General features: G+C 43.2%; 31 protein-coding genes and 2 pseudogenes. 2 read left to right on the top strand and 31 right to left on the bottom strand.

Annotated features, from left to right (window positions below):
* The 20 genes and pseudogenes from H1S01_RS11375 to H1S01_RS11290 all read right to left on the bottom strand — a co-directional run.
* On the bottom strand, nt 1–473 hold a 473-nt coding region (locus H1S01_RS11375), incomplete at its 3' end, for a hypothetical protein (RefSeq protein ID WP_423751927.1).
* A gap of 122 nt (nt 474–595) precedes the next feature.
* Nucleotides 596–757 (bottom strand): hypothetical protein, encoded by a 162-nt coding sequence (locus H1S01_RS21490; protein ID WP_243237237.1) that lies wholly within the window; start codon nt 755–757, stop codon nt 596–598.
* A 69-nt stretch (nt 758–826) separates the two neighbouring features.
* A pseudogene (locus H1S01_RS22550) lies at nt 827–916 on the bottom strand (hypothetical protein); the annotation flags it as partial.
* Nucleotides 917–936: 20 nt separating this feature from the next.
* Nucleotides 937–1233, bottom strand: a complete 297-nt coding sequence (locus H1S01_RS11365; protein ID WP_188040598.1) for a hypothetical protein — start codon at nt 1231–1233, stop codon at nt 937–939.
* An 18-nt stretch (nt 1234–1251) separates the two neighbouring features.
* On the bottom strand, nt 1252–1674 hold the full coding sequence (locus tag H1S01_RS11360) for a phage tail tube protein (protein WP_188040597.1): 423 nt from the start codon (nt 1672–1674) through the stop codon (nt 1252–1254).
* 19 nt (nt 1675–1693) lie between these two features.
* On the bottom strand, nt 1694–2065 hold the full coding sequence (locus H1S01_RS11355) for a phage tail terminator protein (RefSeq protein WP_188040596.1): 372 nt from the start codon (nt 2063–2065) through the stop codon (nt 1694–1696).
* A gap of 3 nt (nt 2066–2068) precedes the next feature.
* Entirely contained in the window at nt 2069–2497 is a 429-nt protein-coding gene (locus H1S01_RS11350) for a hypothetical protein (protein WP_188040595.1), read from the bottom strand.
* A complete protein-coding gene (locus H1S01_RS11345; RefSeq protein ID WP_188040594.1) occupies nt 2497–2808 on the bottom strand; it encodes a hypothetical protein in 312 nt (103 codons plus the stop codon). The genes H1S01_RS11350 and H1S01_RS11345 overlap by 1 nt, the downstream gene beginning before the upstream one ends.
* Nucleotides 2805–3149: a hypothetical protein gene (locus H1S01_RS11340; RefSeq protein WP_188040593.1), complete on the bottom strand. Its 345-nt coding sequence runs from the start codon at nt 3147–3149 to the stop codon at nt 2805–2807. The genes H1S01_RS11345 and H1S01_RS11340 overlap by 4 nt, the downstream gene beginning before the upstream one ends.
* A 14-nt stretch (nt 3150–3163) precedes the next feature.
* Nucleotides 3164–3361, bottom strand: a complete 198-nt coding sequence (locus H1S01_RS11335) for a hypothetical protein (protein ID WP_188040592.1) — start codon at nt 3359–3361, stop codon at nt 3164–3166.
* Nucleotides 3362–3429: 68 nt separating this feature from the next.
* Nucleotides 3430–4362 carry a major capsid protein gene (locus tag H1S01_RS11330; RefSeq protein ID WP_188040591.1) on the bottom strand — a complete coding sequence of 311 codons (933 nt, stop codon included), beginning with the start codon at nt 4360–4362 and terminating at the stop codon, nt 3430–3432.
* A gap of 68 nt (nt 4363–4430) precedes the next feature.
* Nucleotides 4431–5009 (bottom strand): hypothetical protein, encoded by a 579-nt coding sequence (locus H1S01_RS11325; RefSeq protein WP_188040590.1) that lies wholly within the window; start codon nt 5007–5009, stop codon nt 4431–4433.
* 81 nt (nt 5010–5090) lie between these two features.
* Nucleotides 5091–6035 carry a phage minor capsid protein gene (locus tag H1S01_RS11320; protein ID WP_188040589.1) on the bottom strand — a complete coding sequence of 315 codons (945 nt, stop codon included), beginning with the start codon at nt 6033–6035 and terminating at the stop codon, nt 5091–5093.
* Entirely contained in the window at nt 6035–7516 is a 1482-nt protein-coding gene (locus H1S01_RS11315) for a phage portal protein (protein WP_243237235.1), read from the bottom strand. The genes H1S01_RS11320 and H1S01_RS11315 overlap by 1 nt, the downstream gene beginning before the upstream one ends.
* 11 nt (nt 7517–7527) lie before the next feature.
* Entirely contained in the window at nt 7528–9222 is a 1695-nt protein-coding gene (gene terL / locus H1S01_RS11310) for a phage terminase large subunit (RefSeq protein WP_243237233.1), read from the bottom strand.
* A gap of 126 nt (nt 9223–9348) precedes the next feature.
* A complete protein-coding gene (locus H1S01_RS22545) occupies nt 9349–9699 on the bottom strand; it encodes a DNA-methyltransferase (protein ID WP_188040588.1) in 351 nt (116 codons plus the stop codon).
* On the bottom strand, nt 9624–10040 hold the full coding sequence (locus tag H1S01_RS11300; RefSeq protein WP_188040587.1) for a DNA methyltransferase: 417 nt from the start codon (nt 10038–10040) through the stop codon (nt 9624–9626). The genes H1S01_RS22545 and H1S01_RS11300 overlap by 76 nt, the downstream gene beginning before the upstream one ends.
* Nucleotides 10041–10189: 149 nt before the next feature.
* Entirely contained in the window at nt 10190–10315 is a 126-nt protein-coding gene (locus H1S01_RS21970; protein ID WP_279286993.1) for a hypothetical protein, read from the bottom strand.
* A gap of 154 nt (nt 10316–10469) precedes the next feature.
* Nucleotides 10470–11396: a tyrosine-type recombinase/integrase gene (locus H1S01_RS11295; RefSeq protein ID WP_188040586.1), complete on the bottom strand. Its 927-nt coding sequence runs from the start codon at nt 11394–11396 to the stop codon at nt 10470–10472.
* Nucleotides 11397–11630: 234 nt separating this feature from the next.
* Nucleotides 11631–12044 (bottom strand): phBC6A51 family helix-turn-helix protein, encoded by a 414-nt coding sequence (locus tag H1S01_RS11290; protein WP_188040585.1) that lies wholly within the window; start codon nt 12042–12044, stop codon nt 11631–11633.
* A 695-nt stretch (nt 12045–12739) separates the two neighbouring features.
* Here H1S01_RS11290 and H1S01_RS22340 point away from each other — a divergent pair.
* A complete protein-coding gene (locus H1S01_RS22340; protein WP_341479087.1) occupies nt 12740–12925 on the top strand; it encodes a YkvA family protein in 186 nt (61 codons plus the stop codon).
* A 278-nt stretch (nt 12926–13203) separates the two neighbouring features.
* Here the strand turns inward: H1S01_RS22340 and H1S01_RS11280 are convergent, their stop codons facing one another.
* From H1S01_RS11280 to H1S01_RS11245, 10 genes and pseudogenes are all read right to left on the bottom strand, one after another.
* Nucleotides 13204–13632: a hypothetical protein gene (locus tag H1S01_RS11280; protein WP_188040584.1), complete on the bottom strand. Its 429-nt coding sequence runs from the start codon at nt 13630–13632 to the stop codon at nt 13204–13206.
* A gap of 238 nt (nt 13633–13870) precedes the next feature.
* Nucleotides 13871–15253 carry a restriction endonuclease subunit S domain-containing protein gene (locus H1S01_RS21165; protein ID WP_207732295.1) on the bottom strand — a complete coding sequence of 461 codons (1383 nt, stop codon included), beginning with the start codon at nt 15251–15253 and terminating at the stop codon, nt 13871–13873.
* A complete protein-coding gene (locus H1S01_RS11270) occupies nt 15244–15690 on the bottom strand; it encodes a coiled-coil domain-containing protein (RefSeq protein ID WP_188040583.1) in 447 nt (148 codons plus the stop codon). Before H1S01_RS11270 ends, H1S01_RS21165 begins: the two co-directional genes overlap by 10 nt.
* A gap of 124 nt (nt 15691–15814) precedes the next feature.
* Entirely contained in the window at nt 15815–17971 is a 2157-nt protein-coding gene (locus H1S01_RS11265) for a type I restriction-modification system subunit M (RefSeq protein WP_188040582.1), read from the bottom strand.
* 171 nt (nt 17972–18142) lie between these two features.
* Nucleotides 18143–19162, bottom strand: coding sequence for a hypothetical protein (locus tag H1S01_RS11260; protein ID WP_188040581.1), 1020 nt, complete (start codon nt 19160–19162; stop codon nt 18143–18145).
* Between the two features lie 444 nt (nt 19163–19606).
* Nucleotides 19607–19855 carry a CBO0543 family protein gene (locus H1S01_RS22335; RefSeq protein WP_480035606.1) on the bottom strand — a complete coding sequence of 83 codons (249 nt, stop codon included), beginning with the start codon at nt 19853–19855 and terminating at the stop codon, nt 19607–19609.
* Nucleotides 19801–19974, bottom strand: a pseudogene (locus H1S01_RS22330) (CBO0543 family protein); the annotation flags it as partial. The pseudogene H1S01_RS22330 and the gene H1S01_RS22335, both read right to left, overlap by 55 nt.
* Nucleotides 19975–20253: 279 nt before the next feature.
* Nucleotides 20254–20739 carry a hypothetical protein gene (locus tag H1S01_RS11255; protein ID WP_188040580.1) on the bottom strand — a complete coding sequence of 162 codons (486 nt, stop codon included), beginning with the start codon at nt 20737–20739 and terminating at the stop codon, nt 20254–20256.
* A gap of 12 nt (nt 20740–20751) precedes the next feature.
* On the bottom strand, nt 20752–21513 hold the full coding sequence (locus H1S01_RS11250; protein WP_188040579.1) for a DUF5683 domain-containing protein: 762 nt from the start codon (nt 21511–21513) through the stop codon (nt 20752–20754).
* A 421-nt stretch (nt 21514–21934) separates the two neighbouring features.
* A complete protein-coding gene (locus H1S01_RS11245) occupies nt 21935–22381 on the bottom strand; it encodes a hypothetical protein (RefSeq protein WP_188040578.1) in 447 nt (148 codons plus the stop codon).
* A 214-nt stretch (nt 22382–22595) separates the two neighbouring features.
* Between H1S01_RS11245 and H1S01_RS11240 the strand changes: the two genes are divergently transcribed.
* The gene (locus H1S01_RS11240) at nt 22596–22928 is read left to right on the top strand and encodes a hypothetical protein (RefSeq protein WP_188040577.1); all 333 of its coding nucleotides are present in this window, start codon (nt 22596–22598) and stop codon (nt 22926–22928) included.
* A 532-nt stretch (nt 22929–23460) separates the two neighbouring features.
* On the opposite strand, the gene H1S01_RS11235 is transcribed toward H1S01_RS11240, so the two are convergent.
* Nucleotides 23461–24456 (bottom strand): DUF4062 domain-containing protein, encoded by a 996-nt coding sequence (locus tag H1S01_RS11235; protein WP_188040576.1) that lies wholly within the window; start codon nt 24454–24456, stop codon nt 23461–23463.
* Nucleotides 24457–24819: the final 363 nt, after the last annotated feature.

The raw sequence follows: 24819 nt of genomic DNA, 5'->3' as shown, positions 1-24819 counted from the left end.
CCATTCAGCATCTCTTCCCCGCCGCCGACAGCGGACACCGCATCCCCGATGGCTTTTAGGTTGGGCATCACACTTTCTGCGTTGAATCCCATCGCCAGCATGAGTTTCGCGGAGTTCTGCAGTCCGGGAAATTCAAACGGGGTAGACGCCCCCAACTGTTGCAAGTCTTGAATCATCTGCTTTGCCCGATCTGCCGAACCCAGCAGGGTTTCAAAGGAAATCGCAGCCTGTTCCAAATCTGCATTGAAGGAAACCCCTTTACCCAGCGATAACCCGCCTAAAGCCGCACTGACCGCACCAATAGCAGGCAAGGCGACGGCTTTGAATCCGTCGAAGGCTTTGCCCATGATGCCGCCGGATGCATCTATTTCCTTACCGGCCGTTTTGACTTGGTTCATCGCCGTCTTAATAGTGGCATTGACGCTGGAAATATCCGCCGTAAATTTAACCAGCACCCTGGATAGAGCCGACATGCCGTTCCCCCTTTCCCCAGAAATGACAAAAGCCCGCTACCACCGTCACCGGGACAGCGACAGCGGGGGTCGGGCCAACGTTAATTTACATCATCATCATGTAGACTCGGGGTGTGAAGCCATCACAACGCTTCCTTTGCACAAGGGGCAGGACCGTTGAATTTCCGCTGTAACTCCTCCATGGTGCGGATTTGATCTGTTCGGGGCACCCGTTTCGCGTCTACCTCCTTGCCCAGCAGCATATCCGGGGTTACGGGACGCTTTACGTTGCCGGTTGCGTTCATCAGATTCGCCGCCAACCACGCCGTTCGGAGATATTCGGCTTCTTGCCGTTTGCTTTCGTTTTCATGGACAGATTCCAGTATGTCTAAGAGTTCCGTTAGGGTAAGTTGCCAGAATTCATTCGAGGTGATCCGAAGCGATCCGAACGCTGCCTGACGCAGTAATGTCCAGTCACTTCGGGTTATTCGTTTTTTCGGGTGGCCAACTCAAAAGCTTCTGCAATCTTCTCCTGAACATAGGCAAAGTTATCGAAATCGACCATCTCGCCCACTTCCCGTTCACTTAATTCAGAATCCTCATGAATGAGGCCAGCCCACAAGAAGGTTCGGATTGCTTTCATGCCCAGATTCGCCCCGTTTAGTTCGGCCACCGATACCCCCAATTTGTCTTCGATTTCCGCCAAGGCATTGAGGGTGTACCGCAGTTTCCGGGATTTGTCCAGTTCAATGTCAACAACTCCACGTTGCTTATTCGCCAAGATGAAGCCCTCCTATTTTTAAGGGGTTGTAGTGGTTACTGTTAAAGCACCTGTTCCGGTTAATGTGATTTTATAAGTGGCTGCATCATCCTGTGGAAATTCATAGGGAAAGTCGGTGATGATGCAGGTTCCCGTATATTTCTTGCCACTGGGCATCCGAATTTCAGCCTTTAAGGTAGTGCGGTTGTTAAAAGCAGTATCCAATGCATCGAGGGCGGTATCGGTACCCAGCATGAAGCCGTCACAGTCGATGGACCATGACAACACACCCGCCACGTTTTCGGCCCAGCCATAGGCATCCTTCGACGTGGTTTCGATAAGTTTCGCCGAACGGTTCAACGTGGCCCCGGACTGTCCTCCGACAACGGTATAGGTCGGACTAGCATCGGTTCCGCCTGTCTGCACATACAACAGGACATCAACGCCTGCGATCTTTGCCATTTCGCTAAAACCTCCTGGATTAGAGTTGCTCGGTGATCAGTTGAAAGTTAAGTGAATACAACACTCGCTCGTTGTCATCCGATCCTAGAAATAACGGGGCTGCTTGCTGGGCGGTACAAAAAATAACGTGAGTGTCATCTACGTTGAAATCACGCTTATTGTTTAGAAACCGGTAGAAATCCCATGCTTTGGCATCGGCTGCTGCCGAGTCTTGACCTCTCAATAGGATCTGGAAGGTGGGTTTGGCGATATTTGCACGTTCATTTACAGAGCCGCCGCCAGTGAGTTTCACTACAGCACAATCCGAATCCGCCGTTGCCGGAAACAGATTTGCATAAAGGGGATAGTCCACTGACAAGGCAATGAAGTGGATAAGATCAATAATCCGCACCTGTCAGTCCCCCTTTTTGTATAGTTTTTGAAGTTCCGCTTCAATATGCTTTTTGTAGGCTTCTCTCTCACCTTCCAGGGGCCGAGTTAGAAATTTATTTCCTACCGGGTAATGCGTTTCACTCATCCCTACACCACCCGGCTTTTGCTCCGAACTTTCGCCCAAACGATATTCACCTTCGTGCATGATGATCGCATAGTTAAAATTCTTTTCCCGGACTACATATTCAACTACACCGGTGACGCTTTCCGCCCCTGCGGTAACTTCTTTGGAAAAAGACTTATCTAAGATGCCTCTGTCATGGGGGGCGGTTTCCGAAGAAACCCGCACCAGATCGTCCATACAATCGTTGACGGATTGCCGCAGTTCTGCGTTCACCTTTTGCTGTACCCGCCGTAATACTTGATCGTTGAAGGTTATCTTTGCACCCATCACACCGTCACCTTTGTAAACAGGGGTTTTCCGCTCAAATCTCGGATAACTTGAACCAGTAGTGGGCTTTTCTTTCGGGTCCGTTCGGCTTCATCTAACCATTCGATTCTATCCCGGAATCCGATAGGGACGAATCCTTTCATTAATATCTCTACCGTAGCAAGTACGTCTTTGCCCTGGGCATCTTTTAGCAGCTTGGATTCTTCGTCAATGCGACATTGATAAACCGTTTGAGTTCCCCCAGCCGGTTTGCCCCATGCATCCAACTCGCCCCCTTGGGTCACGGTGATCATTTGTTTTAGTGGGATCATCGGTCATACCTCCCCACACGGCGACCAAGCAGAATGACCACTTCCGGACAAATCGGCTTCACCGCATCACTCGAGATCTGAATTCCCCCGACACCCACACTGCGAACTCCCTGCTGGGTCTTTCGCACCGAATCATCCATTCGCAACAACCAGATGGCCTGTTCAAAGACGGCTTCATCCGGTAAGGGCCGAGTCGCCGGGGAAAAGCTGCGGAAATACCGGTACAACTGCGTTTCTGCCTGTTCTAACGCTCGTTTTTTCATGGAGGGGTCGGCAGTGTTCCATTCCTCGTTATGCAAGATACCGGTAAAATACTGGTCTGCCGCCGTTACACCGATCATGTTTTGCCCTTACCTCATTTCGGGGACGCTTTGGGCTTTCGTTCCTTCCCGTCTTCCGCATCTTCAATCTGTTCACAGGTGTATTTGTAGTCGTTTTCAAAGAGATATTTCTTCTGTTCATCGTCGATGATGGCGACTCCGTTAACAAACAAAACTCCCTCGGTTACTCCGTTAAAAATGGGGTTGGGCGTCGTAATCCGGTATTTTGCCAACCTTCAGTCCTCCTCCAAAGTAAAAACGTGATAGGGAGTGAATTCCCTATCACACGAAATCATTCATGTTAGGTTTGAGGTTGTTCCGGTTCTGGAACACCTTTTTTCACGAATTTCAACCGTCCGGCTGCTCTCGGATGGAAGACTGCCATACCGCAGTAAAATTCAATCCGGGTACGGAATACCGGCTTTTCATCGATTTCACCCAGGTCACGCACGTTTACGCCCCCGTTACGCAGCCCGCCCACATATTGTTCGGCACCAAATTTGATCGCATAGATGGACGAGGTATCATTTCCGGTTGCCGCTTTATTTGCTTCGTTAAATCCGAGAATATCGACTCCGGCACCGTCGGTTTCAATGATGCGAAGGGGGATGCCGCCGTACGTCGAGACAGGCCGACCAAAAGCATCCGATCCATTTTCAATGTAGTGCTTGGAGTTCTGGAGTACTTTCTTTAATTCCCGTCGCATGGTTTTGGACATGAAGAGGGCATCCGGCTCCCCTTCGACGGCATCAATGAGTTCGTCGATCATGCCGATTTTAAGATATTCATCTTTCCCGTCAATCACTTGGGTACCCGTTAAGCGTTTCTGCAGACCGTCGAACTGACCAACCTGAGCTGCGTCCCCTTTGAAAAAGGCCCTTGTAAACTCTAAAGCTAGGGCTTTCGCTTTCATTTCCGTATGGATCGCCCGGATGTCCTGGACGTTGCCACGAGTCTGAATCAGGAATTTATCGACGTCTACATCGCCGCCCAGGATATACAGCCCTTCGGAAAGCTGGTTTACGACACCGCAAGATTCCGTATAGCCGTTGTTGACGGTACGGAAAGCGATGCCGGGTAGGGTCTGTTCCTGATTGTACTTATAGCTGTTTCCGGCGATCTCCATCCAAGGCAGCATTTCCAAGATAGCCGAATTTCGGGCGAAGGTTTGGATGACACCGCGTTGCAACACGTCGTTCGACAGCTTCGCGGCTTCAAGCAGGGTTAATGCCATGTGGGGTTGCCTCCTTTATTACTGTGTAAAACCTAAAATGGGCACAAAAAAAGAACGGTTTTGCCGTCCTACTTGCTTCCGTATGCTGCCCGTAATAGCTGTGCGGGGGTCAGTGTGTCCATGTCGATGGTCTGCACCAACCTAGGGTTTGTGGCGGCTCCCACTGGTTCTTCCCGTTTGAGTGAACGGAACAGCCCTTTCCCTTCGGCTTGGTTCAACCAATCCAACCGGGCCTCCGGGGGAAGATGCTTGGGAATTAGATCGTGGTATTCTTCCGGAATGGCTTTTAGCTTGGCGTCTAGCAACCCGGTAATCACAGATTCCAACTGTTCAACTCGTTTGGACGCTTCTTTTACTTGCGTTTTATGCTTGGTCAAATCGTCGGCAGTCGTTTTGTACAACTCTTCAAATTTACCCTGCTGCTCTTTTTGCGTGCGATCCTGATCGGCTTTTTCCGTCAGGAGTTCATCGAGTTTCTGTTGCAGGTCTTTATATTTGTTGTTCACTTCGTCGAACCGGGTTTTGGGGATCACAATATCCGAAGGTGTCTCCGCTTTATCTGTAACTTTCTGAAAATCCCCGGTAGGCTTCTGCTGTTCTGGACCGGTTTCTGGGGTCTGAACTTCTTTCGTTAATTCTTCTGCCATGTTACGTCCTCCCTGCCCGTTCGCTTGTTATCGGGGTGGAGTCCCCGTCGGGCATGTTATTGGCGGTAAAGTTTTTCGACGTTACCCCGATTGGTCGGAAAGAACCTTGGTGAAGTCTCCGATTTTCGGGTACTGTTTTGCCACAGTTTCTGCTGCTCGGATGGCCTTTTCTCGTAGAGATCGAGGAAGTAACGACAGGTCACGAATCGGGGAAATATGATGTTTGCAGTTGGGGTGAAAGATATTCCCGCTGTCTCTCAACTGTTGGTACGTGGGAAAACCGGTGGTCATGCCGTTGATCGAGATGACCATCCCCTCGAATACCCGGCAGGCATCGGTGGCTCCATGGGATGAAACAACCGCAAGGTCTACACCCCTTTCCAAGGTTTCGGTACGAACACCTTCCACATGGGCCTGGGTTAGCTTCGTCCGCACAACCATATCAGCGTACGTTGATAGCTTCCATCGCCGCCCAGCGGCATCGACAATTCCCACCCAGGCTTCATCGTGCAACCGCCGGGAGACTCCTTTAGCGGCCAGCTTTCTGGCGATCTCATTGGTCAAGGTTCGCCGTCCTTGCTGCTCTATCGCCCTCGACCTCATCGTATCGCCAACCATGGATCTTACAAGTTGCTTTACTTTCCGTTCCGTGTTTTTTGTCGCCAACAGGAGATCGCTGTAGGTGTCATTCATCAACGCTTCGACGGTCTGCCGGGCCAACATGGAAAAGGAAGATCGAGAAGCGGCCTCTGCCAGTGAAGTCGCCTCCCCCATGGATAGCAGGGCCGCTGCTTGCCCTTCTTGGAAGGCTCGGTTAATCGTCTCGTCACACCAGGCTTTAGTGGAATCGTCCAGCTCTTTGAGAATGAAGGCAATCTGGCTTATCAGGGATTCGGCCTGGGCTTGTTCCAAGCCAACGTTTGACGCCGCTTTCAACTTTTCAACGACTTCACGAAAGGCTTTTTTGTAGAATTTGACCAGTTGGTTCACATCCCGTTCATAGACGGGTTCCGGCGGTTTTGCCATTACGGTTCACCGCCTGGATCGGATGGCGATGAATCAAGGGAATTAAAAATGGACGGGTCAGCCGTGGCTTCTTCGTCCATCATCCGTCGCATTTCTGCGTCTGCCTGTTCTTCGGTGAGATCATCGAGCCACATGAGGGCCGATTTCTGGGAAATGGTCGCCTTCCCGCTGGTTCGGATGGACATCACGTTTGCCATCTCTGCGGCATCGTTAGGCAGGCCGTCTTTGAATTTAATCTTCGGTATCGTCAGTTCATAGGCGGATTCCGTTTGCTTAGATTTCTCTAACATCTGGGCTAAGACCAGGACCCGTTTCAATGCTTTGTCGTAATACTGCCGTTTGCGGTTTACTTTTGCCAACAGGGAATTTAGCCGCCATTTGATCGCCAACCCGGATGCCCCGCTGGTTCCTACATCCCCGGCTCCTAATGCAATTTCGGGAATTTCACAGCTGATTAGCAGCATGTTGATTAGTTTTTCCAACTCCATAAACGCAGCCTGCAGTTGACCATCCCAGGTAATGTACTGAGGAACCACGTCTTCCTTCCCCATCACCTCAAACACTTTATCGATGCCTGCCCGGAAAATGGGGTTCCCCTGTTCATCTTCGCCTAGGGTTCCGGTGGGTACGGCCATCGCCGGATCTGCGTGTTTATCGAGAATGCTGGAAATCTGGGATAGCCGGTGATTGATCTCATCGAAGAGGGCTTTATTTTCCGATAGGTCATCGATGCCTTCCCAGGTATCATCGGTGGAATAGTTGGGTACGTGGACTACAAGCGGAAAAGGAACGCCTGTTTCGATAGTCCTTCGTGCATCGGTGATTTCCGCATATATCTTCCATTCCAAAATTTCATTGTCCACCGAGATGTTGACCGGGTTCATGCGATACTGGGCGTACACGATTTCACCGGGGAAGTGGCTTTCCACATTCAAAATCCACCCTTCCCCGTTGGAGTCTCGCACCAACACCGGATAGGCGATATGATAGGCAAGAATCTTTCCTGCGTTAACCGGGGCCGTAACGGGAAACACGTATTCCGGGTTTTGGCTTTCAATAATCGCCCGGAAGGGGTCGTATTCTTTGTTTACAGCACCGCCGTACTCTTGCCCCCAGCGGACTTTATAAAATGAGTCCCCCCGGTAGGCATTGGAGAGAGCACTTTCATAATTCGTGATATGCAGTGCGTTCGATTCCACGATTCGTTCCAGGTTGATCTGCTCGGGGGAACCGTCTGCTTTGCCTGCAGAAAACGTGGGTTGCTCCCCAAACAGAAAATCAGACGATTTTTTACAGATGACACCGGGAAGGTTTGCGGAAATATAGATGATCTCGGCCTGCCGCCTGGATAGCCGGTTTTGCACCCGCTGGAATACATCAGTGTGATGACCGAGAAACAGCTTTTTGTTTTCCCGGTACCGTCGAATTCGTTTGCTATGTTCAAGCGGGGGGTAACTTTCCCCGATTCCGAACATGCCCATGGTACCCCTCCCTACAGTCCAACTGGTTTTTTGTGAAACACTCGCCGCTTCCCGGCCCCGCATAGTTCGACTGCCATTTGTAAGGCATCGGGTAGATCGTCATGATCATGACTTGGAAACTGCTCTAGCATTTCAAGCAGCAGCCGTTGGTGCCGCATAAAACGCAAAATCCCTTGCTCCACTAACGGTTCAAGGGATTCGATTCGTTCTTCTTTTTTGCCCCGGCTAACCACCGCTTTGAGTTTCGTGTGGTACACATTTCGCCGGGTTAGAAATTCCCGGAGTTGCCGGAAGAGATCATGCTGGGCTTGAACCGTTTCAATGGCAAAGACTTTATGCTTGTACTGCACGATTTTCTCTGCGGCCACCGCCAAGGCTTCATGGGCCGGGCACTTCTTCGCCCAGGCGTCGATAGCATATAACACTCCGGTTCGCCGATCCCTGGCGATGGTCACAATCGCATTGTAGTCCGAACGATTGCTTTTTCCCATCGCGATATCCCACGCCCCGAAATAATCCAAGGCACGGGTGTCGATTTCGCCGTAGTCGAAGAACGTGAAAAAAGCGGGCCGGAAGATTTGGCTTTCTTCATCGACGGGGTTGTTCATAAATTCCGAAGAAAACGCCCGTGAACCGATGTTTACCTTTTCGATCATCAGCTTTAGAAAAGGGAACCGGCTGGGCCATAACACTTCAATACCCCGTTCCATTTCAGTTTGGTTTGCCATATACCACCGGAGGGCATCGTCAAGGCGATCCGGATTTTCCACATCGCGGCAGATGGTTTCGAATTTCTCCCACAGGTCTTCCCGTTCGGGCCGGTTTAAGATCGCTGCATAGATTCGGCTTTCGAAGTCCGCCCGTTTCAATACCGAAGACAACAGGCCGGAAGCGTGAACGATGGTACCCATGTAAATAAAGGCCGTCCGGGTGGGATCTCCGATGGGCATGACAACAGAGTTGAACCAGTGCAGGTTTTTATCCCGCAGTTCTGGCGTGTTGGTGTTCTTGGCGGATTCGAGATCATCGAGGATAACCAGATCGGGCCGATAAGAGCCGTTTCGTTTCCCCCGAAGTTGCTTCCCCATTGAGGCCGCTTCAACCAGAACCCCGGAAGATGTCAGCATCGCTTCCTGGTTGTCTTTTTCATTCATCGACTTCCGGGGGCTGAGGAATTCTCCGAAATCCTCCCGTAGCTTTTCGTTAAACTTTAGCTGGCCGGAAATCCACTCGATGAACTTTTTACTCATTCCGTCTGTTTCGGAAATAATGAGGATATACTTTCGCTTGCCGTAAACAATCTGGTGAACAGGAAAGCAGTTGGATAGATAGGCACTTTTTGCATGGCCCCGTGGAGCTGCCCAGCCGATCCGGGCCGTTACGTTCTCTGCCGACACTTGATCCAGCAGGCGACACAACTCCCGGTGAAACTTTGGAGCATCGTCCATTTCGGTCCCTTCGGGGATAAGGTTCTGTTCATTCGCCGGGTTCTGGTCATCGGAAAAATACTCGTAACAAAAATACAGCACATCAGTTTCCGCCCGGTCGATTCGTCGAAGTTTTACGAGTTCTTTTAGATTGGCAATAAAGTCCGCCTGTTGAAACTCTGAAAGGCCGAGATTGGCCTCCGCCCGTTCATACAATCGGATTTTTTCTTCCAGCATCATGAGCCGTTTCTGTCGTTCGGCCCTGTTCAAGAGGTCCATACCTATTCACTTACCCCCACAGCCGCGTTCTTTGGGGCCAACGTTCGATCGAACCCGGGGACTTCGAGTATTTGTGCCACATAAGAAAACTGGCCGCTTAGAATGGCATTCAGCGGGCCAGTGATTTTAGGCAGCAACTCTTTGAAGTCGCTCCTTGGCAATCTGGATATATTGCGGTTCAAGTTCAAAAGAGATGAATCGACGTCCCGTTTTCTTCGCAGCTACACACTCACTTCCACTTCCTCCAAACGGAACAAGAATGAGGTCTCCATGATTGGATGATTTTCGGATAAGGAACTCAATAAGGGCTTCCGGCTTTTCATGGTTGTGTCGTAAACGGGCCGGAGGAACTCGGTCAAACGGTAGAATATCGGTGTGACGGGAGATTCCGTCTACCTCGTTTAAGTCCCGGCGGCCTTTCTGGCAAAACAGAATGTTTTCATATTGTCCGGCGTAGGCTCCTCGGAGATCACCCATCGACCGACCATTTTCATCCAGATAAGGCTGTTCTTTACCTGAAAGAACTTTTCTAACAGCGGTTGCTGAATTTTGACTTTATCCCACCGAGTAAACCAGTAAATATGGGAGTTTGTTTTCAAAACGCGGTTGATTTCCACAATCACCGATTCAAGAAAGTCCGCGTTGTCCAGTTCATCGTTTAAGATACCGTCTGACGACTTTAGGGGATATTTCTTTCGATTGCTTGACCGAAAGTTAATCCCGTATGGGGGATCGACCACTGCAAGGTCTATCGACATATCCGGCAATTGATGCATCCCCTCAATACAATCAAAGTGGTGAACTGTGTTAAGCTCCATAGCCCGATCATAATCCCCTTTCCGTGCAGACTACCCCTTACACTGGAAAATGCGGGCTATATAAAAGGGTTACAAGTTTTTGATAGATGAAAAATGAAAACCCCAGGCACATATCGCCAGGGGTCGCAGTTCTTTCGTCTGGGTTTGATTTAACAGTCAGCATGATCCTGTTTTATTTTACTTATATCAGCATCTGTCAAAGTATATTTAACGTCCTGGGCAAAATTTAGGGCTTTTTTTCGGTACATTTCCGGTTTTTCTTTACCCTCTGCCACTTTCATCCCCCCCTCCATTGGGCTGCTTACTTTCTGCATTATGTTACAATGTTTACCGCTATGTTATGTAAGAATCGTAAACCATTCGGGCCTTCGTAGGGGGACGGGAGACATGGAACCAGGGCACGATTTCGAAACGTTCAAAGTCGCGGGGTTACGTCCATTCCAGTTCGTTTACCGCAGCCACAAGATCGTCCGGTCCAGGTTGTGTGTAAATAATCGTCGTTGATATGCAGGGATCACCGTTTGCTTTTTGATGTCCCATCAGCCGGGCCACCACATCCAGCGGTATCTTCCGGCTTGCCAGTTCATGCCCGAAGGTATGCCGAAGCGAATGACAGGTCAAATGATCGATTCCGGTCATTACCCGGTACTTATCAATGATCACCTGGGCTGCCCTCGTTGTCATCTTGGGCGAACGGTTGGTGAAGAAAAGGTAATCGTCAGCCTGCCGGGGATATTCTGCTAGGTACGTTGTTAACACCTTTCGCACATCGGCATTCAAGGGGATTTCGCGGTACTTCCCGCCCTTACCGTTTCGTACAATCAGCAGACCTTTCCGGTCAGAAAGTTTAAGATCATACATTTTGACGTTTACCGTTTCGTTCACCCGCATCCCCGTATGTAAAAAGGTTGTAATTAATGTGAGATCCCGCAGGTTGCCATGTTGCCGTACCGTACGCACCAGCATGTTCTGTTCATTTCGAGTCAGCCACTTTATGTTCTGGGCCGGGGTCGCCACGTTCTTAACATCCGCCGCTGGGTTATCCGGTATTTGACCGCACTTAACGTAATAGTCGAAGATTACCCGGAGTTGCAATAGGGTTAATGCGATTGTCCGAGGTTTGTAACTATTTCCAGCCCACCTTTTGAAACGTGATATGTCCGATTGCAGCACCAGCCCCAGCCCGGAGCCCCCCCGGTGGGGGTGGGGTGGGGGTCCATTATTTGATACCGTTGTCATTGTCGGGTGCTCCGTATCAAACCAGCGTTTGAACCGGCCCCATGAAGCTGCATACTGTTTGACGGTAAGTGGACTTTTCCCTTGGCGTTCCAAGTCTGATAGAAAGTCTGCGATCATGGTTGCGTCCGCCCTTCTGCATATACGATCAAATATTTAGAGGATAACGGGACCAGAAACATGGGTTTGTGGGCTACAGTATAGCTCCTTTGATCGCATATGATAAAGAAGAAAGATCAAACGAAAAAGAAAAGCAGCCGCCCCAGATTCGGGGATAGCTGCTTTAAGAAATGGATTCCCATGGGCATATTCAGTTTACACAAGGATAAACTTGTCCGGCAAGAGGTAGTTGGATCATTCCCCCAGCATACGCTTTAATTCCGCGATTTCGTCTGCCAGGGATTCATTATTTCGAGTATCTTCCACCGTTGCCGATATTTCTTTAACGTCCGTCAGCTTGCCACGGTTCTTTAACAAGAGTTCTAGTGCCTTTAGCTGAGTCTTTTCATTATCAGCCCGCACAAGGCCACGTAACCGTACGTACGCTTCGGTAAGGAAATCTTCCATCACCATATCGGCAAGGTAATTCTGATAGGCCAGGAATTCGGGGTCTTGCTTCCATCGGTAAATAGTCCGGGCACTTACTCCGACCTGCTCCGCGATCTCCGCAATGGTCAGTCTGCCATCCAGTTCGTTACCCACGAAAAGTTCCGCTGCTTTCGCCTGCTCGGGAGCCACAGCGAATACGGGCCGTTTTCTTACTGCCATCCTATGATCACCTCCCTCCAGGACTTCACGGTTTTTCCTTCTACACTACTGCATGAAAAAGACCGCTTAATCAGCGGCCTGGTCAATGTCATATGTCCGTAAATCTCCGTTCATTATTTCTGCCTAAAGTGCAACTACAGAAAGCCCAGGTGCCATCAACTGCATTGACAGTGGCAACTCACGCTTTTCGGACTCGCCATGGTTAGCCCCTTTATCTCACTCACAAACAATACAGGACAATACCTAAGGCTTACAAGTTGGGGGCTTGGTTGCCTTGCGGTATATAACAGTATATGTACCGTATATAACAGTTAATATACAGTTATATAACCCTTATCTTTATATATACGGGATGCATATACCACATTCACTTCGTATAAGGGGGTTATGCAGTTCTGCATGTATAGAGACTGGTATACCTGTTATACCTTGGATCTCGTTATCCTTGTATGATTACCGGGATCTCTCTATTATTATTGAAACAGGAGACTCCCGCCACGCTGCCCTGCGATCGCCCACTCAACACGGTGTCGGAATTGGCGACGTCATGGGTTGTGCGGTCACATGTGCTTCGCTAGCATTATGTGTATGGAATTGTATTGGTAGAAGGATTGCGTAGAATACGTGGCCAAATAGCGGGGCCTGTGGGGGACTCATCTTTATAACCTTAACTTTTAACGGAGGTCGTATTAGAACTGCTAAATAAACTAAAAGAATGGGCGAGGTCTCTTAAACGGGATATTACGGTATTAGGGATAGCGTATAGTGATCCCCGTACTCCTCTGTACGCTAAAATTCTAATTGCGGTTATCATCGCTTATACTCTTAGTCCCATAGATCTGATCCCCGACTTTATACCTGTCCTCGGCTACCTAGATTAGCTCATACTCTTACCGTTGGGAATAGCTCTAGTGATAAAAATGATACCTCCACAGATACTTGATGAAGCAAGAAATAAGGCCACTGACCGTTCCACCGAAGAAAACAAAGGAAAATGGATTGCAGCAGGGGCGATAATTGTAATTTGGGTCGTCATATTTGGGTTAGTAATAAAATCCTATCTTGCCCAATAATCTTACCGGCTACTAACTAGATATTAATAAAAGCAGTCCAACCTCAAAGGCTGAACTGCTTCTTCTATATGGCGGCTATTCCAGTATTACTTAACAGCTATCTGACCGTCAACGAACTCCACTTTATACGTCGCAAATACCTTTTTCTCACCTGAGTTTTGATTCACCTGCATAACCTCAACAGTACCATTACCCTGTAGCGTAGCTTTATAATCCCAGCCAAAGACACTGGCTATCGGATAATCCACCAACTCCGTTTTTCCAAGTTCATCCCAGTTAATCGTACCGTCTGGATTTACGACCTTTTCATTTTTGGATTTAACCTGTTCAATTTTGTTCTGCAGTACAACGCTGAGTTGGCTGGCAATTTCGCTAGATGATGCCGATTGGACCTTGTCTACCACGTTGTTGACAGTACTACCGATGTCGGTGTTTGAATTAGAACATCCAGTTAGCGACAGTAAGCCAACGACGACGGTCGATGCAATGATTGTCCTTGACCAAGTTCGGTTCATTGAAAGCAAGACCTCCTCTAGTTGATTCGGTTATGTATAGTCAAGTAATATGGCTATGATGCTACCAATGTTATAAAAATATGTAGGATTGGCCACCGTCCTTGAAAAAAATAAAGCAGTCCAACCACGATGGGCTGAACTGCCTGTCTATTTAATAGGTGGGCTGTGGCTGGTGGGGTACAATAAAATGCAGTCTCTAATTTAATGTTATTATTTCAGTGTCTATTTTGCCGACGCTTTAAATAGCTTGTTTAATAATTTTCTCGATCTCTTTACACTTTTCTCTTATTTGTCGATCTATGACTTTCTGAGCATTTATCTTAGCTTGAATTTGGTTAACTATTTGGGTTTGCTGACCTTGGTCGAAATCTAATATTGGAAGTTCTTGAATCTGGCCTGGAAAAATATTAGTATTATTTCCCAACCCTTTTTTATTAGTATAAATCAAGTACTGAAACAATTCACTCCTAAAATAGTAATACGCAAATTTGGGATTGTATTCTTTTAGTCTTACACGCATCGTAAAGTCAGCAAAGATACCCTCAACGTCGTCATCCTCAATTAAAGCCACTTTACCTATTGTTCCCTCTCCTGAACGAGCTATTAGAATATCATTAAGTTTAATATTTTTATTTATATTATTTGCATAGAAAGAATCACTAACTTTCTTACAATCTTCTGATTCGAACTTCCATTTTTTAATATTTGACATGGCAATGTAATAATAATGTCCTTCGTCATCATATTGTCTAGGTAAAATGCCTTTTCCCAACACTATTGGTTCAGAAATAAAATCTTTAATTTTTTTATTTGTTATTGATTTCAAATAGTTCATTACGTAGTGAGCAGCTGGATTATGAAATTTGAAACTAAATCTTAAATCTTTATTGTTACTAAAATCCTTTTGTGTTAACGAATAACTATTTATTGATTTCAATTCATAAAATTTCCCAATGTCAAATTTTAAACTGGAATAGAAGATATCATTTATTATCTTAGTCTCACAAGTTTTCTGTTTATTTAATTGTTTTATTTCTGTTTCTATTTGCACGATTTTCTTACTTACTACTTGCTGTTTTTCAATGCTTAAATTTGGTATTTTTAAACTGCTAAACTCATCCTTAGAAAAATATTTTGAAAAGAAAACCTTTTTGAAATTAGGTTTGAAAATAAGATTGAAATACCATTTTACAAACGTTTTATCTATTAATGCTTCATCAATATTTATATGAAAGACATTTTGATTGATATAAATTGGATTTGATGAAATGAATGCTAAACCAACAGTCATAGCGTTTGAAATTAACAATGCACCTTTAGGTGCTTGATAAAGAGTTCTTTCTTCCTCTATTGCGTATTCAGTTATTTTTTCTGATGTGTCTCCGATTTCATAAGTAGAGGTATCAACATCTTGTAGTGTTAGAAAATCATAATTACCATTCCAGTAATACTCATTAAACCTAGATGGCGTTCTTCCTGATTTTATATCTTTTTCACTATCTTTATTTGCCAAAAAGAATTTCAAAGGCAATCCATCTTTATAATGAATTCGTGAATATTCTTTTAACCCAACCTTAGAGTCTAACCCAAAATCACTTAAACGAATAAACTTCATTTCCATACTATTTTCCTCATCTGATCTAATATTTTAACTACTTTATCTTGGCGTATTAATACATCTGAGGAAGTATAAGCGGTGAGTAATCCATTTTTGAAGTGAGCCAATAGCTTTTCATCAAGTCTCTCACAATAACTGTTTTTTAATCGCCATTTCTTTGAGTTATCCTTTTCATAGAATGTATTAATAATTGTATCAACTTCATTTTTTTCTAACTCCAGACGTTGAATTTCTGCCTTTTTCGCTTCTAAATCTTCTTGCCATTTTTGTATTTTCTTCTGATTTGCTTTATCTTGTCTCAAACATTCTTTTGCAATGTATTCCTCTAACTCTGATATTAAAGTTTGATGGATTAGAATTTTATCGTTGTATTCTTTTATTATGTCATCTTTTGAAATATAAGAAGGAGCAACTTCTTCATCATATAGATCATTTGGCATCGGCTTCTCGCCTCTTTTGGTACGTTTATAACCTACATTTTCAACCTCAGCCATAAAAATGGAATAATTAAGAATTTGAGATACTTCCCCAAAAACCCACCATGCATTCGTGAATCCAAATTGATCAGTTAAAATCTTTATCGTATTTCCCTGTTTCTTCTATTTCATCTAGGTATTTCTTTAGCAAAGATTTTATATCTAATATAGCATCTTCAGATACGATGTGATACTTAAGATATCTTTCTATGTTTTGTCGAATTTCCTTTTCTGTGTGCCCTTTAATTGATGGTAGCTTTTCTTGATCCTTACCTTCAATATAAACTTTAATATAGTTCTCTACTTTTGTTTTTAGAGCGGACCATTCCTTTGTAAATTTATCCCATTGCTTATTCCATTCTTTAACTTCATCAGCACTTTTCTTTTGAGCAAATAATAAACTGGTTTTTGTTGATGTATAAGGCTCGAAAGTAAGTTGGGGTAGACTAATAACTGCTTTTATAGTAAAATATTTGAATAAAAACAAACGGATGTATTTATTTTCTGTTGTATCATAAACACTTTCAGGTAGAACTACTCCTAATCTACCGCCTTCTTTAAGAAGTTGGTACCAACGTTCAATAAATAAATTTTCGCTATTCTTTTTACTTCCGAACAGAAAGCTTTTATCTAGTGTCTTTTTCGTCTCGTTATCAAGGTTTACGCTAAATGGTGGGTTACTAATAACAATGTCAAACGCATTATTAACATCTTTGTTACAATACAACATATCTGGTTCTTGAACTTGCAAAACGTTTTTATCTACATCGTTCTTTCTATATTCATTAAATGGCTTTAACCCGTCTTGTACAAAAATATTCGAAGCACCATCTCCATGCAATATCATATTTACCTTTGCTGCAGTTCCTAAGTCAAAGTTGATTTCTGCTCCATAGAGGTATTCCCTGGCCCATCTGTTTTCTTTGTAGTGAGGCATAAAATGTTCTTCAAACCAACCTCTTACTTGTAAACTGTTCTTAATCTTATTATTTTGCTTATATTTCAATTCTTTAGTTATTGCTTTCATTGCCTCAATTAAAAAGGTTCCACTTCCTACTGACGGGTCAATAATGTACGGTAGTTTCCCCCACTTATTTAATCTATCAAGTGCTAACTCGTCAATTTTTAAAGCGTAGCATATAAATTTAACTATTGGTGTTGGTGTAAAAAATTGACCTTTATTTTGTTTGAAACCGTCTCTGGTAATTTGTTCAAAAAAACCGCCTAGTATATCGGTATTATCTAAAGAGCTACGACCTTCTACAAACGAATAATTTTCTAAGGCTTGAATGGTATATACTAGTTTATTAAGTGGAAACTTATTTCGGTCAATAATTCGTGCATCCGCCAGCTGCTTTTCGTCGTTAACATTTAACTTTTGACTAAGTGCTTTTTTGTATAGTTCATTAATTCTTTCATAAACCTTTTCAGGATTTTCAATATTATCACCGTAGGCGTTAATTTGAAAATGGTATTCTTCCCCATCCTCCCTTTCGCTTTCATCCTGTATTTTAGCTAAAATGATATTTACAAGCGAATAAAAAATCTCGCTATCGTTGGTTCCGCCACCACCCCAAAGTACATTATGCAAATCTAAGGCAATTCCATTTATTTCTTCTTTTGTTATACTCTTTTGTAGATCAAATTTTTCATGACCTTTTATTTTTGGTTGTATTCTGGGTTTGCTGTAACCGGGTAATAAGATATTTCCAACTGAAGGCTCTCCTGCTTGGACCCAATCATCGTATTCCTGATACTTTTGAAAATCTATGATAATGGCTTTGTCACGTATATTCCCATCATTAAAGTCTACAGTGTAATAACACAAGTAATAAACTTTATTCTTTCTAGCTTCTTCTCTAGCAATTCCAAAAAGTTGCCCAATAATAGTTTTTTTACCATTTTCAAACTCCTTCGGAGATTTTACCTCGAAGAGATAGAATACATCTCCTTTATCGTCTCTTAAAATTAAGTCATTTTCACCCTTTTGTAGTCTGGTGCTTCTTCCTAAAGATATCTCGTACCTTTTTTCAATTTCAATATGCTCAGGTTTATAGTCTAACGTATTGATTAACTCATGTACCAAATATAATCTTACTATTTCCTCATCACCGCTAATGACTTTTGGGTCTTCGTGTTTAGTTATTTTATCTGTGTAGGATACCGATGCCTTAGCAAGACTAACTGAAACAGCTTTATTTTGATCACTGTTTACCAATTGTTCTACATGTTCTTTCCAGTTCATTCAGCTTATTTCCTCCTCTATGTTTTTGCGAAGGTTTAGCATAGTACATTATTCTACATTTTTCGCAGGGAATCCTTTAATATTTCACGGCACTTAATTATTACGAAAATATATGATAACAGAATTCAACAACGACTTTGTCTTTGTTATAGAAGTCGCCAGTTTGTTATCTTATTTTGTAATTTCGTGAACATACTCAGTAAGACCACCTTGATATATTGTTACTTTATCTTTTCCAAAGAATTTTTCATATCGCTTTTGAGCAACCTTATCTTTATAAAAAACGGCATGTATTTCTTTAGTATTTAATGAAAACTTTAACTGCGATGTTTTTAATAAGTGCCTAAATTCGAAATCTGCTTCAGGTAAAGAGTAACCAATAAAGATCCATCTATTGGCTTGATCGAGTATTTGTTCTGCAGCCAACCAAGAGCTTGTAAAAGCATGTGTTCTAAAAGATTTTTTATAGCTAAAGGTTGCTATGTGAGGACCTACTATAGAACCGCAGTTTAAACAATGATTTGAAAATATGTCTCGAAAATCTTTTCCGAACAACTCGAAGTCGGACTTAAGTAGTCCCGCCCTAACATGTAAAGACAATTTACGAGTCCGGTCGTATGTAATACTTCTACAATTATCGCAATATACCCAATTGCTTGAGCCGTGTATTTTACTAACTGCAACATATGGCTCTTTCCCTATATAATCTGATTCTTTTGATTTCGAATATATACAATAGTCGATTTTTGGATTCTGTACCGTTTTTTCTAAATGTCTTTCTAATACAATATCCCAGTTTAAAACTATAAAATGCGTATCTATTAAAGATCCGTTCAAATAAAAGTCAAGAAAATTAGCGATGTCGTCTGACTCATCGTAATTAGAATCTAAAATGGAAAATATTCTATAGATTAACATTCTACGTATAGCTCGAAGTTTTTGGGGGGTATATTTACTACCTAAGTTGTGTCCATTACCTGTAGATAAGTCAATTACTGTGAAGATATCTTCTAAAGGAGGCAGTTGTTTTGGATTAGTGTTCCATCCAAATACATCTTTAAGGAAATTTCTTAGTATTTCTGTAATAGCTCTATCATTCGGTTCATTAAACTCACGACTTAGTAACATTTTTGGAAAATCATTTTGTAATGGTAATCCAGCGTTTTTTGAAAAGCCTGCCCCTAATATCACTGCGGATCTCGTTTTGTGTAAAAACAAAAGTAAATACCCCATTTCAATAGCTAATACGCTACATTGTTTTTTATGTTACTATATTACTACAAAACTTACTGTAACTTTGTCGATTTTTGTCGTAAAATAACTACTGATTCAATAAATTTAACAAAAAACAACTGACCCTCCCCCACTGTTCTCTAATATCGTGGTTAACGATAAGGCAGTAGAAACGGGCGGTTGTTTTCTATTCTAACCGGCATATTGGCTGGGTAACGCGAATAACGCAAATTCCACCTAATTATTTCCTTCACCCTTTCAAACCGACCCCACAGAATGCCCTGTGTGCCTTTGAAAACGATCGGAAATACCATTCATACTAGAATGGGGGTTGAATTGGACGTGGGGAGTTACAGCGGCTCAATGGGTGAAGGGGATTTAGGGTGAAAATCGTCGATAGTTTTAGAGCAGATTTGACTCCGTGTTAGAAAAATCTTCTCTAAACCATCGGTAAAACCAACGAGAAGCTAGGAATGTTAACAATATTGTTATCCAAGTCCAATACCATGTCCAATGATTATAGATTATACAATTCGTGTAAGTTTCGAGAATCGCTTCAAATCCGGTTATTCCAGAGGTGAAAGCCACATAATGAACTAATTGTCTAAATGTGCCCTTTTTTCTGGATAGAACAAGTTGAACAAGACACAAATACCAGGATATACAATGAATTCAAAAGTTATACTGGACTTAGTTGCATTAGGCAAAAAACGAGTAGGATATTCGATAAGATTCCATTCAACAACCATAAGGCCGAAAATCCATGTAAGAGTTTGCTTAAAATAAGAACGGCATCACTTTTTTTACTCCTTGGAACTAACCAGATTAAGAGAGCGATAGTCACTATCATTGAAATAATTTCGATTGCTCTTTCTAACAGCATAGGGATGCCTCCAAGTTAAAATGAGAATTATTTCAATTATATCCATAAGCATCTTATCTGACGCAATTACCATTACCACACCGTCATAAAATTATAACCAACCCTCCCCACTTGCCTCCCAATGACGTGGCGTATCGGAAAAACCGTGAAGACGGGTGGTTGAGTTTTAATTATTGCCGATGGAAGTGTCGCTCTTTGACGGTTCTAATGTTCTTCCCACTGTTAGTACACCAAACTCCCACATGGTTTCCGTTACCAGGACAGCCTGCCCTTCTGTGCATTGAATAATTACGGATACATCGGGTAACTTTCCCGCATGTCTTCTGTGAATTCTCCTATTAATATAAAGGTATAATCCAAACCCTACACTAAAACCGATAAATGCCCCAAATAGCCCCCAAAGTATCGGTCCCCAAGTATAACTGAAACCCAACGTAGTACCAAGGACAGCACTAGCCGTAGCACAAGCAATACCTACCTCGATGCCATTGGAATAAAGATCACGTGGTTTACTTAAAAATTGGTTAGGATTTTTAGGAACAGTATCCATCGGAACTACCATAATGTTTTTTCTGGTAATTCCGCTATGTTCCAATACGGCTAATGCCTGCTCTAGCTCAAAGGAATGCTCAAATGTTCCGATAATCAACAATCGTATTCCCACCTATTCAGGGAACATCCGAACTTCGGAGTTTTGGTAGCGTTCAGCGAGAAACTGGCGTTGCTCTATTCGAAAAAGCCTATTATGTTCTTTAGCTATAATATACGCATAGTAGATCGACCCTCCGAGAACGGACGGCATAAAAAGCAGCCATTGAGGATGTAGAACGGCAATTGATTCTTGAATTTTTCCGAGTAAAAGAAGAATTAAAGACTCGTGTGCGTGTGATAATGTTAAATAAATCCACCACCACGCCATCGCATAGATCGCTAATGCGAACTGATGATTATATAACTGCCCTAACCCAGGAAAGAAGAAAGAGTATAACGCAGCTAACCAAGGTTTTTTTGGTTCTATATATTGAAACTCAAGTGGTCGAAGATTTACTGCTGGCAATCGTTCGTTTTCGATTTGAGCAAGATGACAGAGTTTGTTCTGAACTATGGCTGAACGGTAGCTATCCAATATTAGGATAAAATAAACAAGGACATATCCGAGAACCCAGCGGGGTTGAATTACGGATTTGACTAACTCAAATTTGCCGCCAAAAGAATAGATGATAGCTAAATTAAGATTAGTTAAACTATTAATGATCACTTCAACTAAAGTAAGGAACGTTCCTCGTATATATTGATTTAATAAATAGTGGCCAAAGCCTGGAAAAGCAGCAGTCCACCACGCGACCATATAAGGATTCTGGCGGTGTAAATGAGTAACTCCGTATACGCTTATAGTGGCTAGAGGGCGGCGAGACTGATTTTTCATCAGAGGGTACCTTCAAACATTAAGTGTTCTTTTATATATATATTTTGGTAATAGAGGTGAAAAATTATTCCGTTTTTTTAGGATTTGAGAAGCCGGGCTTCGTGACTGCTGTAAAACAAAAGTACCACCCCTCTCCACTGACCTCCCAATAACGTGGCTTACCGGCAAGGGACGTGAAAAAGGGTAGTTGCTGTTATTTTGATCGCTAGTTTACAAATATAATTGCCCTTGACGAAATATCACCTAATTATTTCCTCCACACTTCAAGCCCTACCCCACAGAATGCCCTCTGTGCCTCTGAAAACGATCAGCTATACCATTCATACCAGGATGGGGGTTGAAGTGGATGTGGGGAGTTACAGCGGGTGTGGTGGGGGATGGCTATCTTTAGGTGATTTCTGACGTCCAATATCAGACTTAATTACTTTTTAACATCTACTTTCAAGACGTACGATGAGTCACCATCCATCCACCAACAATAAATTTCAAATATGTACGATCCTTCTTCTTTTGGAACAGTAATTGTGTCGTTTTCGATATTGTACTTAACGGACTCATGACTGTTGTTCCAATGATTAACCGAAATATCAGAAGGCTTATCGTCAAAGCTAACTTTTAATTTAGCACCCGGTTTAACAGTTACTGACTCAATATATTTTGCGATTTCGGTCGGAGACGGATAATCTGCCTGAACATTAGTCCACCCGAATGTTCCTTGGGCTACCGGAACAACGTTACCTTCATATGTGACTGTAGGTTGTGGCGGTTTAGGTATTTCTCTTTGTGTCAACTGATCTTGTGAATTACAGCCCATCATAAGAATAACTAATAATATCAAGAACGTTGATAAAGTAACACGATGTTTCAAGATAGTACCCCCTTAAATATAGTTGTATATTAATTCCATCAAAAACACAGTATTCCTTTGTTGTAAAAGAAAAAACAGCCCCTCCCCACTGGCCTCCAATAACGTGGATTATCTGAGGACGGGCGGTTAAATTTTTACTATGGTCCACTGTTTTAATTGCAGGTCAACATCGCATAATACTGGTAATCATGAATCCGCCTGGGAGATCTGAACTTTGAGAAGTATCTTGAAAAAAGCCAACATCCGTTCAATTATCCTAACTGTCCTGCTGATCCTTTACGTCTTGATTTGGATTGAGTTAGATTATCGTAATACCGAGGAAGTCACGTACCGTGGACGTGCATATAAGTTGGGATACGATTTTTACGAGTATCTACCGCTTGAGCACATTAATATGCTTAAGATTAGTCAGCCAACTGGGGAACACGTTAACGGATATGAAGTTTATTCACACTGTGACATTGCCGAAGGTCAGACTAGAACCGTTCTTTATCTCAAACGTAAAGATGGCCGGTTTCGAGTTTATGGCTTGATCGGTGGGCCATAGGTACGAATAGAGCGATTTCACCTAATTATTTCCTCCACCCTTTAAACCCGAGCCCTTAGAATGCCCCCTACGCCTCTCAAGACGACCAACCATACCATTCATACCAAAGCGGGGGTAAAACTGGACGTCGGCCATCGCAGCGGCCTTATGTGGGGTGTGGGGGATGTGGGGTGATTATTAGTGGTGTTTTTACGGAAAAAAGGCCAATAATGGGCCAACGTTCGCTTGTCGGCCAACAATAACAACAGCCCGGCTTTTGCCGGACTGCTCGAACTCGCCTAGTTGAGCTCTATGCTTTCACCCTCACTCGACTCTAACACCGGGAATCTCATCGCGAGTTCGGTGCTCTTTTTAGCCGGATTATTTTCTGTTTCAGCTAGCCCACCCGGAACCGAAGTCAGATCGTAATTATTGGGCATTACACATTACCGTAACCTCCTGGGGTTAGGTTGCCCAAGGGGTGTGGTGTTGGAGTCGTAGGATGGGTTATAGAGTTTGATACTAAGATGGAGCTTGGATTAGGGTCTTGAAACTACAAAGATGTCTCCGAATGGGAGTTTAATTGCTTTAATTCTTCTATGAATTTTTCGGGTTGTTTCCCTATTTGTTCCAATCTTTTTAGTACTTTATTCCTTAATCTAAGGTAGTCTTCAGCGTTTTCGTTATATTTTAGTCTAGATATGTAACCATCTGGTCCGATCGTATAGCCTTTTGCACGTTCATTTATACGCAATTTAGGTTTCCCCAGTTCTTCAAACGAATCAGTGTTTAATATTTGTATTGGTGATGGGCGTATGCCCGCATAAGCTAAGTCTCTAATACATCCGTGTTGTAGCATCATGTCATAAATTTCAGCCATAATATTAGCCGTATCACTTCCAACAGCTGAAAGGATTTGTTTCGATAAAAACTCAATGTTTTGACTCATTGCATTTATCTGACTAAGTAAATTACTAACCCGTTCAGATTCACTGTCTTTTGTTAAGAAATTGTACATCATACTTGCCCATTGCTGTTTTAAGTATATTTCTATATCTTGAAATTCAGCAAAAGGAACAAGTGCGTTATTTATTGCATTACTTTTAACCTCTTCTACAAAGTTAAATATTTTAGTCGAACTTACGGAAGGATAAATGATTTTGGTCTCATCCACTTCGGGATTTTCTCGGTTTTTAATAAAGAAATTATACTCATTAAGAACTTGTTGTTCAACTAAAGCAAAAATTCGAGTTTTATTTTCAACAGCCGTCTTGTATTCATGATTAGTAATCGATTCTGGGGTTTCTTTATACTTTGATCCGTAATGACTTCCTATTATAAGAACAAATAACTGGCACGTCTGAACTTCGCTTAAACATGCGTCTTGAACATGTTGTCTCGGGTTATAAAAAACATTTCCATCTTCACTAAGTACGGGTTCAAAACCCATATTACGAATAAATAATTTCATGTTCTCTCGAATATAACGCAAATCATAAAAAGTAGAGCTCACAAAAACCCGAGGTAGTGGCATTTTTAATTCCTCCACATATTGGATTACCCCTCTTAGTTATACCTTGGAGACATAAAATCCTTTTTCTTATTAAATTTTTCTTCAAATTTTCCTTGGTTCATCTAAACTTTTTTTGGAATCGTTGTTTAATAGTTTACCGAATCTCTATCAAATTTTCACTCAACTCTCCACCCTTCAAAGTCCCCTGTAGTCTCACTGTAGTTCCCCCTAACGCTGCCCCCTTAAAAATCTCTAACGATCAAAAAAGCTCGCCTTAATTGGCGGGCTTTTAATGCTCTGTCCCCCTTAAACTAATCCCTCATTCTCCCAAGCAACGCCGACCTAACATCCCATATCTTACTCTCTGTTCAAATCAACGAAGATCGCTTAAAATTAGCC

This window comes from Heliobacterium chlorum (assembly GCF_014502795.1).
In the GTDB taxonomy this organism is placed as follows: Bacteria; Bacillota; Desulfitobacteriia; order Heliobacteriales; family Heliobacteriaceae; genus Heliobacterium; species Heliobacterium chlorum.
This window is presented reverse-complemented; position numbering and strand designations above follow the sequence as displayed.